The organism is Bordetella genomosp. 8, assembly GCF_002119685.1.
Classification (GTDB): Bacteria; Pseudomonadota; Gammaproteobacteria; order Burkholderiales; family Burkholderiaceae_B; genus Bordetella_C.
This window is the reverse complement of record NZ_CP021108.1, coordinates 822,208-835,656: the sequence shown is the minus strand read 5'-3', so window position 1 is coordinate 835,656 and position 13,449 is coordinate 822,208. Positions and strand designations below refer to the sequence as shown.

The following is a 13,449-nucleotide window of genomic DNA, read 5'->3' as shown; positions in this document are numbered from 1 at the left end:
CAGCGGATTCCCACCGTGGTCGACGCGACCGCTGATGGCAGTGGAGGCGGTGGTGGCCTTGGCGGCCTTGGCGCCACGTGGCGGCCGCGCTGGCCTGGGTGCCCTGTCCGTGTATTGCATGATTCGACCCATCCCGAAGTATGCATACGAGGTTCCAGCATACTGGGCGCCTCGACATCAAGGCAAGGGAAGACATGACGCCAGGCACGGACGCCAAGCATCATCCTTTTTTCGGCGGCACGATCATCGCGGCCACCTTCGTGCTGGCCGTGTTCGGCTGGGGCGTGGGCTTCTACGGCCCACCTATTTACCTGCAGGATGTGCTGCGCCGAGGTGTCGCGGACGTGGCGGTGGCATCGGCGGCGATCACTTTTCATTTCGTACTCGGCGCCCTGGTCGTCGCCAATCTTCCCCGGCTGTACCGGCGCTTCGGCGTGCCACGTATTACGGTGTTGGGCGCCGTGCTGCTGGCGGCCGGCATATATGGATGGTCGGCGGCCGCGACGCCGGCGCAACTGTTCGCCGCGGCCGCCTTGAGCGGCGCGGGCTGGGTGGCCATGGGCGCGGCGGCGGTCAATGCCTTGATCGCGCCGTGGTATGCGGCGCGACGCCCCGCCGCATTGGGCATGGCCTACAACGGCGCCAGCATGGGCGGCGTGCTGTTCTCCCCTTTATGGGTACTGCTGATCGAACGCATGGGCTTCGGTGGCGCGGCGGCGGCCGTCGGGATCGCGATGGTCGCCATCGTGACGGCGCTGGCGGTCGGCGTCTTCCGGCACACGCCGGCATCCAAAGGACAAGCGGTGGATGGCGGGGCCACAATGACCGTGACGGCCACGCGCTCCACGGCGGCGCCGCTCAGTTCGGTATGGCGCGACCGGCGCTTCACGACGCTGTGCGCCGGCATGGCCTTGGGACTCTTCGCGCAGATCGGCCTGATCGCGCACCTGTTCTCCATCCTGGCGCCCACCCTGGGCGAGCGGCTGGCCGGTGCGGCGATGGGGCTGTGCACCGCATGCGCCATCCTGGGCCGCCATGCGGTTGGCCGCCTGATGCCGCCCGGCGCCGACCGCCGGCGCGTCGCCGCGGTGGCCTACGGCCTGCAAACGCTGGGCGTGCTGGCGCTACTGGCAAGCCTCCCGCTGCGCAACGACGGCTGGCCGGCCGACGTCCTGTGCTGGGCCGGCCTGCTGCTGTTCGGCTCGGGGATCGGCAACGCGACATCGCTTCCCCCGCTGATTGCGCAGGTCGACTTCCGGCCTGCCGATACGCCCGCCGTCATCCCCTTGATCGTCGCCATATCGCAAGCCACCTATGCCTTTGCGCCCGCCGTATTCGGCCTGCTGCGTGCGAGCGGCGGCACATGGGCCTTGTTCTGCCTGGCCGCGCTGGCCCAGCTGGCCGCCGCCGTCAGCTTGCTGATGGGTCGCCGGGCAAGCTCGCCTGGCTTTCCGGCATCACGGCCGCAGACGGGTGGCCGGTGACAGCTTCTTCCAGGGCAGATCGGCAGGATCGACCAGGAGCAGCCCCGGCGCCAGCGCGAACAGCACATCGGTTTCCGGGTCGTCGACCAGCCTGTCGAAATCCGCCCGGAAGTGATGCGAACTCTTGACGACGATGATCTTCATGGCCTCCGGTTCGACGCCAACCATGCGGAACAGCTCGCGATCCTGCGCGCCTATCCTGCCGCTGGCCACGACGATGGAAATGCCTTCGATCGACAGGCAGGCCGTGGGCCCAAGCTGGGCGCGGAAACCCGTCATCTTGGGGCCCTTGAACGTCGCCTCGCCGTCCGCCAAGGCCAGCACGCGAAAGCTGCCTTCCACCGGCGGTTCGCTGGCGCCCGCCGGCGTCCGCACGGACTCGCCGAGCGCACAGCGGATCTCCTGGCCCACGCCTGCGCGATGCGCCAGCGCAGCTGCGGCCGGATCGTAGAGCACCCCCAAGGCCACACGTCCAGGGAAAGTGCGGCCCGCCCCCGCGTCCAGCAGGGCATGCAGGACCCCCGTGGTGGAGCTGGTACCGCCTATGCCCGGGTTGTCCTGCGTATCGGCGATGACCACCGCCCCCTGGCTGGTGGCGGCGCGCTGCAGCGCCCGTGCCACCGCTTGCGGCGCGGTCTGCGCCGTCAGGCGCCATTGGGAAGGCTCGGCCACCCGGGCCTGCAAGGCCGCGACGGCCTCGCGCGCCCGCTCGCCGTGGGCCCACAGCACCGGCCCGCATTCGTCGAAGTCCGACGCCGGGAATCCCATGCAGAAGCTCGACACCGTGCCGTATCGCGCGTCGACGTCCTCCAGCAGGGCATAGCAGCTCCTGGCCGGTTCCGATCCCGTACCCTGCGAATTGATCGAAATCAGGAATGGCAGCCGCCAGGAGGCACAGGCTTCCCGCCGCCCCTGGCGCAGCAATCGGTCCAGCAGCTCGGCGGCGCGTTCGCCCGTCTTCACATAGTCGATGTGGGGATAGGTGCGGAACGCCACCAGGCCATCGGCGAGTTCCAGCATGGCACGCGTCACGTTGGCGTGGAGGTCCAGGCTGGCCACGATGGGGATGTCCGGCCCGACGACGGCGCGGATGCGCGCCAGCAATTCGCCTTCCGCGTCATCGAACGAGACGGTCAGTGCCGCACCATGCAGTTCCAGGTAGATGGCGTCGAAGTCCAGCTTGCGGGCGTCCTCCAGGATGGACGCACAGATGCGCTCGAATGCGTCATCGGTGACGTAGGAAGAAGGCACGGCGCCGCACCACAGGCTGGGCACCAGGGTCCAACCGCGTGCGCGCGCTTGCCGGGCGAAGCCGGTGGCCGACACATCGACGGTCGCCAGCATATCCAGCATGGCCTGTCCGCGCACCGGCTTGGGGAACATTTCCCCGCGCTCGAATGCGGCCCAGTCGGCCAGGTTGGAAGCAAAGGTATTGGTCTCGTGCTTGAATCCTGCTATTAGTACGCGCATTCGTATCCCCTGCGTTTCGGTCGTTGGGATTCTTGACCCGCATACCGTCGATCACAAGCGCTTAATAGTGCGGCACGCATCAATGAAACTAATGAACCCTGGCGGCGCTCCCCCGCTATCGCCGTCGGAACTGGCCTGGCTGCGTTGCTTCGACGCCGCCGCGCGCTGCGGCAGCTTCACCAGGGCGGCCAACGAACTGCATGTCTCCCAGGGCGCCGTGAGCCAGCAGGTCAAGAAGCTGGAAGACCGACTGGGGCATGTGCTGCTGCTGCGCACGCAGACCGGCCTGACGTTGACGCCCGAAGGGGAACAGCTGTTCGCCGCCACCCGCGAGTCCTTCCGCGGCCTGGAGACCGCCGTGCACCGCTTGCATGGCGCCCGTATGGGCGAACCGGTGAACTTCAGCTGCTCGCCGTCTTTTGCGATGTTCTGGCTGACCTTGCGACTGGGGAGCTTCTACCGCGCCTATCCGCACCTGGCCCTGCGCATCGTCGGCGAATCCGACCGCGTCGATCCTTCCCGCATGGCCCAGGACAACATCGCCGCGGCGGTACGGTTCGGGCCGCCCGACAGCCAGGACGCCAAGGCGGTCATCCTGTTCGACGAATGGCTGGTGCCGGTGGCGACACCGGCCTTCATGCAGGCGCATCCCGACTTGCAAGGAGCCGGCGATCTCGGGGGCGCGCATCTGCTGCATGCGGCCGATCCCTGGGAAGGCACCGAGCCGACCGAGGAATGGGCCAGCTGGCTGACGGCGGTGGGCGTTGACCTGCCGCCGGGGGCATTGCGCCAGGGCACGCAGTTCAATCATTCGCTGCTCGCGATGCAGGCGGCGTTGGGCGGCCAGGGCGTCGCCATGGGCCGGCTGGCGCTGGTACTGGGCTATTTGCTGCAGGGTCGGCTGGTCGTGCCCTTTCCCTACCGGGTGCGGTTGCCGGGGGCCTATCGTTTCATCGGCAGCCCGACCCATCCCGACACGGCCACCATCCTGGAGTGGCTGCGTGGAGAAGCCGGTTTGTTCACGCAGCAACGCGACGCGCTATTCGACAGCGCGGGGATCGCGGCGGCATGGGATGCCTGAGGGTCCGCATTAGCGCCACTGCGATGCCCCTCAACAATAGTGGCTTGCCGCGCCATGAGCGGCAACCAACAATAAGCCCGCGGGATCTTCACCGTCCATAACGATCCAAGGGGTACTCAACATGTGGCGTACACGCCCAATACACGGAATCATCGCCGGATTGATGATGCTGCTGGCGCACGGCAGCGCGCTGGCGGCGGACACATCGGCTCCCATTCGGCTGATCGTGCCGACACCGCCGGGGTCGGCGTCCGATGCATTGGCGCGCGCGATGTCGGCGCCCTGGGGCAAGGCCAGCGGGCACGCCATCGTGGTCGAAAACGTGGCTGGCGCGGGCACCACCATCGGCACGCGCCAGCTCGCTCGCGCGTCCAGGGACGGGCTGACGCTGGGCGTGATCAGCTCCAACCACACCATCAATCCCTGGCTGTACAAGAATCTGCCGTACGACCCCATCAGCGACTTCACGCCGATCGCGATGATAGGCAGCGTGCCCGCCATGCTGGTTGCCAACAACAACCTTGCCGCCAGCACGCCAGCCGAACTCATCCAGCTGTCCAGGTCGGCGCCCAAGCCCCTGGCGGAAGGCGTCGTCACAGGGACCGCCTATCACATGGCCAGCGAAGTCTTCAAGGAACAGGCCGGCATTACCACCAACCCTATTCCATACAAAGGATCCACGCAGGTCATCAACGATCTGATCGGTGGCAACCTCGATATCGCCTTCGTCGCGGCCCAGGCCGTGGCTCCCCTGGTCGCCGCGGGCAAGCTGAAGGCGCTGGCCGTCACCAGCCCGATCCGCAGCGACATGGCGCCGCAGGTACCGACCCTGCGTGAAAGCGGCCTGCCGAAATACGACGTCGACGTCTGGCTCGCGATCGCCGGTCCCGGCGGCCTGGCCGCCGATCAAGTGGCCGCCAGGCGCAAGGAAATCGAAGCGGCGCTTGCCGATCCCGACATGAAAAACGCCATGCAAAAGCAGGGCGTCCAGCCGATCCGCATGGAGCAGGCCCAGATCGCGCCCTTCATGAAACAGGAATTGGAAAGAAACCGCGCGGTGATACAGCGCGTGGGCATCTCCGTGGAGTAGCAGCCCGCCCCCGCCATAGATCACGTTTATGTCGATATAAATGGGAGCTGTCGGCCAACCCGGCGAATTCCATTAAAGTCGGACGCCGATATTGCGACATAACGATGACTCAGGGGAGCGGGCATGGCGGTCGACATCATCAAGGGCCTGCGCGTACCGATGCGCGACGGCGTCGAGCTGAATGTCAGGATCACGCGGCCGGCGGCCGAAGGCCGCTTCCCCGCGATCATCGAATACAACCCATACCGCCGCCTGGACCACGCCCAGCCCAGCTTTCCACCCGCGGTGCCATACCTGGCGCAACACGGCTATGTGGTGGTGCAGTTCGACGTTCGCGGCACCGGCAGTTCGTCCGGCGCCAGTTCGGACGCCTACTCGGACGACGAGCAGCAGGACGGCTACGACATGGTCGAATGGGCCGCGCGGCAGCCCTGGTGCAGCGGTGCGGTAGGCATGATCGGCAAGTCCTATGGCGCGACGGTGCAATGGCAGGTCGCGGGCAAGGCGCCGCCGCATCTCAAGGCCATCATCGTACGATCCGGCAGCAACGACATGTACGAGGACACCGCCTATCCGGGCGGCTGCCGGCGGCCATGGCGTTTCGAATTCTTCGCGCCCAACATGAGCGCCTACAACTTCGCGCCACCCGATCCTGCGCTGGTCGGCGCCAACTGGTCCCGCATCTGGAACGAACGCCTGGAAGGCAGTTCGCCATGGAGCCTGGAGATATTCCGCCACGACACCGATGGCGAATATTGGCGCGGCAAGAGCATCAGGAACAACTTCGACAAGGTCGGTTGCGCGGTCTACCTGATCGAGGGCTGGGCCGACTGGTACGCGAACGCCGAGCTGGACGCATTCCGCCAGCTGAAAGGTCCGAAGAAGGTGGTGATCGGACCGTGGGGCCATTACTACCCCGAAGAAAAATTCGCATTGCCCGGCCCGCGCATCGACACCCGGGTCGAATACCTGCGATGGTTCGATTACTGGCTCAAGGGCATCGACAACGGCATCATGGACGAACCGCCGGTCACGGTGTTCGTGCGCCAATGGCAACAGCCCACGCTGCTGACGCTGAACGAACCCGGACACTGGCACGCCGACACGCAATGGCCGCCAGCCGCGTCGCGAGCCGAAACGCTGTACCTGGAACCGGGGCCGTCGGCCGCCGGCAAGCTCGCGCATCAGCCGCCGGCGGACGGCGAGGTCGGCTACGACTACCGCCCCACCGTCGGCATGGCCAGCGGGCGCATCGGCCTGGGCAGCACATCGCCATGGGGCATGCCTACCGACCAGCGCGTCGACGATGCGTATTCCGCCTGCTTCACCACGATGCCCCTGGACCGGACGATGTCCATCCTGGGGCAGCCGGAAGCGGTGCTGCATGTGTCGTCCTCAGCTGAAGTCGCCTACTTCAACGTCAGGATCTGCGACGTCGCGCCCGACGGGACCTCGCGGCTGATCAGCCACGGGGGCTGCCTGGCGACGCACCGGGAAAGCCACGACAGGCCCACCCCGCTGGAACCTGGCAAGGTCTACGAGCTGCGCCTGAAATTGCGTGACCTGGCCTACGAGATCGCGCCGTCCCATCGCCTGCGCATTGCCGTATCCAGCGCCGATTTCCAGAATGCCTGGCCCACGGGCATGCATGCACGGAACACCATCCACTGCGGGACGGCGCACCCATCGCGCATCGAACTGCCCATCATGGCGGCGAATGGCGATGGCCTGCCGGCGCCGGCCTTCCAGGCATCGCCGCATCCCCTGCCCTCGGCCGCGGAAGTGCCCAAGGCCACCTACACGCTGACCCATGACCTGGCCGCCGACACCGTGGTCTGCACGCTGGGCGCCGCGGACAACGGCACGACCCGGCGTTCGGACTACACGGTATCGAACCGGAACCCGGCCTGCGCGTCCATCATTTCCGAGGTCCGCTACCGGGCGCCGCATCCGCACATGGCCATAGACGTGCAGGCCAGCTGCCAGACGAGCAGCACGGCAACGGAGTTCACGCACGCGGTGCAGGTGTCCATACGCGTCGAAGACCGGCTGCATTTCCAGAAAAGCTGGATGGAAAGCCTGCCGCGCAATTACGCATAAGCAATTACGCATAAGAATCGAGCATCAGCATAAGCAAGGGGAAGCAGGCAATGACGATGAACCGACGTGATTTTCTTCTGGGCGCCGCGGGCGCCATCGCCACGCTGGGCGCGGCCGCTCCGGCATCCGCGCAGGCGCGCAAGGACACGCTGATCATAGGCACGCGGTCCGCCGCGACATCGGCAGACCCGCATTATGCGAACACCCAGCCGAACATCGACTACGCGTCGCACATCTACGAAAAGCTGGTCGAACGCGACCAGAGCTCCAAGCCGGCCGCGCGCGGCCTGGCGCAATCCTGGCGGCTCGTTTCGGACACGGTATGGGAATTCAAGCTGCGGCCGAACGTGCGTTGGCACGACGGCAAGCCCTTCACGGCTGAAGACGTGGCCTACACCATCGATCGGGTGATCAAGCTGCGCGACGTGCCCGGCGGCTTCGCCAGCTACATCAACGCCATCACCCAGGTCGAGATCATCGATCCCTTGACCGTGCGGCTGCACACGGCAAAGCCTTATGCCAACCTGCCGCGCGGGGTGGGCACGGTGTATATCGTCTCGCGACACGTGGGGGAAAGCGCCACCAGCGAAGACTACAACAGCGGCAAGGCCGCCATCGGCACCGGCCCCTACCGCTACGAATACTTCCGCCAGAACGAGGAAGCCGGCTTCATCCGCAACGACGATTACTGGGGCGCCAAGCCGGCCTGGGCGCGGGCACGGCTGCGCACCATCGCGAATGACAGCACGCGCATCGCCGCCCTGCTGGCGGGCGACATCGATATGGCCGATCAGATCCCCACGGCCGACATCGCGCACCTGAAGTCGGCGGCGAACGTCACGGTCGACCAGATCGCGGGCATGCGTTCCATTTTCCTGTTCCCCAACGTCTCGCGCGACGACGATATGGCCTTCATCAAGGCCGCGGACGGCACCCCGCTGCCGCACAATCCGCTACGCGACCTGCGGGTGCGGCAGGCGCTGTCGCTGGCCATCGACCGTAAACTGCTGGTCGACCGCCTGATGAACGGCGGCGCCGCGGCCAACGGCCAATGGATACCGCCGGGCGCCTATTCCTACAATCCGCAAATCCCGGTACCGCAGGTCGATGTGCAGGAAGCCCGCCGCCTGATGGCCGAAGCGGGCTTCCCGAAAGGTTTTCGCATCACCCTGCACAGCACGAACGATCGCTATCCGAACGACTCGCGCGTGGCGCAGGCGATCGGGCAGATGTGGTCACGCGCCGGGCTGGGCGTCGAAGTGGCGACCATGCCCTATGCCGTGTTCGCGCAACGCGCCCGCAAGCAGGAGTTCGCCATCCATCTGATCGGCTGGGGCAATTCCGCGGGCGACGCATCGACAGGGCTGATGAATGTCGTCGGCACCTACAACGCCGCGACAGGCTGGGGCGTGGCGAACGAGGGACGCTACAGCAATCCCAAGCTGGACGCCATGACCGCGCAGGCCCTGGCAACGATGGACGACAAATCGCGTGAAAAGCAGATGCAGGAAGCGGTCAAGATCGCCGTCGACGACCTGGCCATCATTCCGCTGTACCAGGTGAACCCGGTGTGGGCGGTCCGCAAGGGCGTCCACCACGATCCTCGCGCCGACGAACGGACGTCAGCCATCGATATGTCGATCTGATCCGGCGGTAAGGAGCGGAAACGGGTTGATGGCGCCGTCCGGCGGGTAGATGCCGTAATGCAGGTGCGGCGGCGTGCCCTGCGCGTTGCCGGTATTGCCGACGTAGCCCAGCACGTCGCCCGGCATCACATGGCTGCCCCATTGCACGTGGGCGTAGTCTTCCAGGTGTGCGTAGTAGTGCATCTGGTGACCGGGGCCCATGACCCACACGACCTTGCCGCCCAGGCGGTTGGTGCCCACCTGGGTGACCACGCCTTCGGTGGTGGACAGCACCGGCGTGCCACGGCGCGCGAAGATATCTATCCCCTGGTGCTTGCGGCCTTCCGACCGGGCCGCGTTCCAGGTATCCGCCAGTTGGCGGGGCGTCACGCCGTGCACCGGCACGGGCAAGGCCGTGGGCGCCTCCTGCAAGGCGAGCCGCGCCATATGCCATGGGGCCCGCCAGGCGTCCGGCAGGCGCGGCCAGGCCCACCAGGCCGCCACGGCCAGCAAGACAACGATCAGAAGTCGCGCGATCGTACGCATGTTGCATATCCCGAATCACCGTTGCCCTGCCTCAAGCACATAATGATCCCGATCGATGGCGGCCGCCCCGACGGGGCGCACCGCATGCCGGCAATGGCCGCGGGCAAACGCGGATCCGGAGCGCCTAGGTCGCGCGCACCGCTTCCGCCGTCCTGGCGTCGTAGGCGTAGGGCCGGACCTTCGACACCCACCACATCGAGAAAACGATGCAGGCGCAGCAGAGCCAGCCATTGACGCCGTAGCCGGAAATCTGCCCGCCGGAAGACGTCGTCAGCATCAGGCCGCCTATCCAGGCGCCCGTGCCGGTCGCGATCTGCTGGACGGCCGAGTTCACGCTCATGAAAGCGCCACGCCGGTGTGCTTCCGGCACCGTCGTCAGCAGCGCCTGCACGGGAATCATGCGCGCATTCGCCGTGACCAGGAAGAACGGGAAGAATACGATCAAGGCCCACAGCGGCAGCTGCGGCAGGTGTGTAATGAACAGCGCTGGCAGCAACGAAGCAAGCGCCGCCGCGCGAAAGACCTGGCGCTTGCCGTAGCGGTCCGCCAGGCGTCCCACGGCGCGCGACGTAAAGAAGGTGGCGGCGCCGCCGGCCATGTAGATCAGCGAGATATTTTCGGGCTCCACGCCCAGGTTGCCGACCAGGAAGGGCGAGATGAACGGCACGATCACCATGTGCGCGCCCATCACGATGGCCGTCAGGCCAAAGCCGCGCAGGTGTGACGGCTCGCGCATCAAGGACCACAGGTCAGGCAGCGTCCGCGACAGCGGCACCGGCGGAATCCGGATGTGCGCGGTCAGCGTGGGCACCACCTTCCAGGCGCCCGCCCAGATCACCGCCGACAGCAGGACCAGCTCGAAGAACGGCGAACTCCAGCCGTAATGCGCGCCCAGCACCACACCCAGCGGCACGCCCGCCACGGCCGCCAGCGAGAACGACGTCATCACCACGCCCATCGCGGCGCCGCGCCGCTGCGGCGGGATGACGTCGCCTATGATCGCCAGCACCAGCGAACCCAGCACGCCGCCCGTCAGGCCCGCGAACGCGCGCGACAGCAGCAGGGCGTGGTAGTTGGTGGCCATGGCGCAGACCAGATTGGACAGCGCGAACAGGGCATACACCACCAGCAGCATCTTGCGCCGGTCGAATCGATCGATGTACGTGGCCGCCAGCAGGCCGGAAATGCCGGCGCACCAGGAATAGGCCGACACTGCGGCGGCGAAGGCCGCCGGACTGATGGTGAAGGCCTGCATGATCTGCGGCCCCAGCGGCATCATCACCATGAAGTCGACCACGATGGTGAACTGGGTCAGCGCAAGCAGCCAGAGCAAGGTGCGCTCGCGTCGCGGCGGCAACACAGGCGTGGGCAAGGCGGAGGAAGAAGACATGGCGGTGGGGCAGAGGCCGTTTTCCGGCTCGTTTTACCGGCTATAGGGGAAATGAACGCGCGGGGACGATTGTCGACAAAGCGCCATTGCGGCGGCCTCGCGTCGCCGCGGATTGTAGCCATAAAAGCTTGCCGGTTTCCTGAACGGTCCCGATGGACGGCGCGCGTCGCCGGCCACCCCGCACGGTATGGCGCTTGCAACGAGGCCGCGTTCACGAGTCGCACAGGAGATTGCCATGAACCGTTTCGAAGGGAAGGTCGTCATCGTCACAGGCGCCGGATCCGGCATCGGCGCCGCCACCGCCCGGCGCTTCGCCCAGGAGGGCGCCAGCGTGGTATTCGCCGGCCGCACGGCGTCCAAGCTCGAGCGCGCCGCCGCCGGGTTGGACGAGTCGAAGATACTCATCCATACCGCCGACGTATCGGTGTTGCGCGAAGTCGAATCCATGGTCCGGGCCGCCGTCCAACGCTACGGGCGCCTGGACGTCATGGTGAACAACGCCGGCACCGCCGTCGAAGGCACGATCACCGAGGCGTCCCCGGACGACTGGCACAAGGTCATCGCCACCGACCTGGACGGCGTCTTTTACGGCTGCCGCGCCGCCATGCCGGAGCTGATCAAGACACGCGGGTGCATCGTCAACGTCTCGTCCGTATCGGGACTGGGCGGCGATTGGCGCATGAGCTTCTACAACGCGGCGAAGGGCGCGGTCACCAACTTCACGCGCTCGCTGGCGATGGACCATGGCCGCGACGGCGTCCGCGTCAACGCGGTATGTCCCAGCCTGACCCGCACGGACCTTACCGAGGACATGTACGCCAACCAGGCGCTGATGGAGAAATTCGCGGAACGCATACCGCTGGGCCGTGGCGCGGAGCCCGAGGAAATCGCTTCCGTCATCGCCTTCCTGGCCAGCGAGGACGCTGTCTTCGTGACCGGCGTCAACCTGCCGGTGGACGGCGGCCTGACCGCGTCGAACGGCCAACCGCCGCAAGCGTAAAAGCTATTCGGACCTCGGCGCCGAGACCGCGGCCAGCAGGACCTGGACAAAAGCCTGGGCGTTCGCATCGCACGGGCATTGCATGTGCGCGAGGTACGCATCCAGATTCGCCGCGCCCAGGGTGTCGATCGTGGCCGCATCCAAGGCGTCCGACGAATCCAGCGCAACCCGCGCATCCGACGCGAAGCCGTCGCCCGCATCGGCCTGGACCGGCGCCGCGGTGCCCGGCCGCGCGGCCAGCCACTGCTCCATATTGCATTGCTGCGCGCGTTCCGCCGACAGCTCCGCGCGCTTGATGGCCTCGTAGGTTTCCTGCTCCACGGACGCGGGCGTCGGCGTCTTGCCGGCCCGCGTGGCGCCGCCCCCATCGCCCAGCGTCGTCTTGACGTGGCGGCGTATGGCGCGCAACGGCGCCACCACCTGCCGCCGCCAGTTGGCGACGGCGCCGTCCAGATCCTCGAAGGCATCGGTGTCCAGCGCCGCCCCGTGCTGCGCCGCGTACAGCGCGAACAACAGCACGTTGACGTCCAGGCCATAGCCATCCTGCAGCGCCAGGCAGGCCTCCGGCACGCCGGGGCGCGCATACACGGCCAGGGAAAACGTCCAGAAGCTGCCCGGCATCGCCCCGGCGCGGGGCGGATTCTCCATCGTCATGGTTGCCTCCTGGCGATGCCGGCCGCCGTCATGGCGCCGATCTGGCCGGAAATATCCCGCGCGGCATTTCCCACCAGTTCCAGCAGCTTGCGCTCGCGCGCCTTGCCGAAACGGTACAGGGGGACAGTGATAGTCAGCGCGATCGTCGCCTGGCCGTTGACGTTGCGCACGATGGCCGCGACGGCGCCCGCGTCTTCCGAGAACTCCGCGCGGTTCAGCGCCAGGCCGGTTTCGCGCACGCGCCCCAGTTCGCGCCGCAGCACAGCCGGATCGGTGATCGTGCGTTCGGTGTAGCGCGTCAATGGCGCCCGCAGCACCGCCGACAGGTCGGCCTCGGATGCGAAGGCCAGCAACACCTTGCCGGACGCCGTGCAATGCGCCGGGTTGTTCTGCCCCGGCGCCGCGTAGTGCGTAATGGCGTTCGGTCCCACCGTCTGGTCGATGCTGATGGCTTCGCGGCCATCCCAGATGCTCAGGTTGACCGTTTCCGCGGATTCCTCCGCCAGCTGCGCCATGCGCTGCCGCGACGCCTGCGAGATGCCCATATGGTTGATCAGGGGCGCGGCGATCGCGATGAGGCCCGGCGCCAGGCTGACGCGATCGGTGTGTGGATTGCGTTCGACCACGCGCTGCGCTTCCAGCGTCGCGACCAGCCGCGACACCGAGCTTTTATGCAATCCGATTCGGCGCGCGATGTCGCTGACGCCGATCTCCGGCTGCGACTGCGAGATGCATCGCAGGATCTCTATGGCGTGCCGCGCCGCATGCACCGTGGGGTCGCGCCGGCCCGGGCCCGCGGCGGCGCTATCGCCATCCCCCATGGCGTCGGCAGGCTTGGCATTCGTGGTCTCAGGCATCGGGGCATTCCCGTCGGGGTATTCCATTAGACAGCCGCGAAAAACGCATATAGGGGCATGCCCGGCGTTGACAGCCCTCCGGGCGGTACCCATAATCAAAACGTGATTGCGCAACAGCGTTGCGCAGTAACCAACACTATAGCCGGCTTCCC

General features: G+C 66.9%; 11 protein-coding genes. 6 read left to right on the top strand and 5 right to left on the bottom strand.

The window, feature by feature from the left end:
- The first annotated feature begins 194 nt into the window (after positions 1-194).
- Positions 195-1,484 (top strand): MFS transporter, encoded by a 1,290-nt coding sequence (locus tag CAL12_RS03750; RefSeq protein ID WP_086063258.1) that lies wholly within the window; start codon positions 195-197, stop codon positions 1,482-1,484.
- On the opposite strand, the gene CAL12_RS03745 is transcribed toward CAL12_RS03750, so the two are convergent.
- Positions 1,458-2,954, bottom strand: a complete 1,497-nt coding sequence (locus CAL12_RS03745) for a M81 family metallopeptidase (RefSeq protein WP_086063257.1) — start codon at positions 2,952-2,954, stop codon at positions 1,458-1,460. The genes CAL12_RS03750 and CAL12_RS03745 overlap by 27 nt on opposite strands.
- 82 nt (positions 2,955-3,036) lie before the next feature.
- Here CAL12_RS03745 and CAL12_RS03740 point away from each other — a divergent pair, with 82 nt between their 5' ends.
- The 4 genes from CAL12_RS03740 (at position 3,037) to CAL12_RS03725 (ending at position 8,871) form a co-directional block, all read left to right on the top strand.
- On the top strand, positions 3,037-4,035 hold the full coding sequence (locus CAL12_RS03740; protein ID WP_232464697.1) for a LysR family transcriptional regulator: 999 nt from the start codon (positions 3,037-3,039) through the stop codon (positions 4,033-4,035).
- 121 nt (positions 4,036-4,156) lie between these two features.
- Positions 4,157-5,125 (top strand): Bug family tripartite tricarboxylate transporter substrate binding protein, encoded by a 969-nt coding sequence (locus tag CAL12_RS03735; RefSeq protein ID WP_086063255.1) that lies wholly within the window; start codon positions 4,157-4,159, stop codon positions 5,123-5,125.
- Positions 5,126-5,248: 123 nt separating this feature from the next.
- A complete protein-coding gene (locus CAL12_RS03730; RefSeq protein ID WP_086063254.1) occupies positions 5,249-7,225 on the top strand; it encodes a CocE/NonD family hydrolase in 1,977 nt (658 codons plus the stop codon).
- 56 nt (positions 7,226-7,281) lie between these two features.
- The gene (locus CAL12_RS03725) at positions 7,282-8,871 is read left to right on the top strand and encodes an ABC transporter substrate-binding protein (protein ID WP_198298371.1); all 1,590 of its coding nucleotides are present in this window, start codon (positions 7,282-7,284) and stop codon (positions 8,869-8,871) included.
- Here CAL12_RS03725 and CAL12_RS03720 read toward each other — a convergent pair.
- The gene (locus tag CAL12_RS03720) at positions 8,848-9,396 is read right to left on the bottom strand and encodes a M23 family metallopeptidase (protein WP_086063252.1); all 549 of its coding nucleotides are present in this window, start codon (positions 9,394-9,396) and stop codon (positions 8,848-8,850) included. The genes CAL12_RS03725 and CAL12_RS03720 overlap by 24 nt on opposite strands.
- 124 nt (positions 9,397-9,520) lie before the next feature.
- A complete protein-coding gene (locus CAL12_RS03715) occupies positions 9,521-10,786 on the bottom strand; it encodes an MFS transporter (protein WP_086063251.1) in 1,266 nt (421 codons plus the stop codon).
- A 235-nt stretch (positions 10,787-11,021) separates the two neighbouring features.
- Between CAL12_RS03715 and CAL12_RS03710 the strand changes: the two genes are divergently transcribed.
- Positions 11,022-11,786 (top strand): SDR family NAD(P)-dependent oxidoreductase, encoded by a 765-nt coding sequence (locus tag CAL12_RS03710; RefSeq protein ID WP_086063250.1) that lies wholly within the window; start codon positions 11,022-11,024, stop codon positions 11,784-11,786.
- Positions 11,787-11,789: 3 nt separating this feature from the next.
- On the opposite strand, the gene CAL12_RS03705 is transcribed toward CAL12_RS03710, so the two are convergent.
- On the bottom strand, positions 11,790-12,440 hold the full coding sequence (locus CAL12_RS03705; RefSeq protein WP_157792880.1) for a TIGR02444 family protein: 651 nt from the start codon (positions 12,438-12,440) through the stop codon (positions 11,790-11,792).
- Entirely contained in the window at positions 12,437-13,297 is an 861-nt protein-coding gene (locus CAL12_RS03700) for an IclR family transcriptional regulator (protein WP_198298370.1), read from the bottom strand. The genes CAL12_RS03705 and CAL12_RS03700 overlap by 4 nt, the downstream gene beginning before the upstream one ends.
- Positions 13,298-13,449 lie beyond the last annotated feature (152 nt).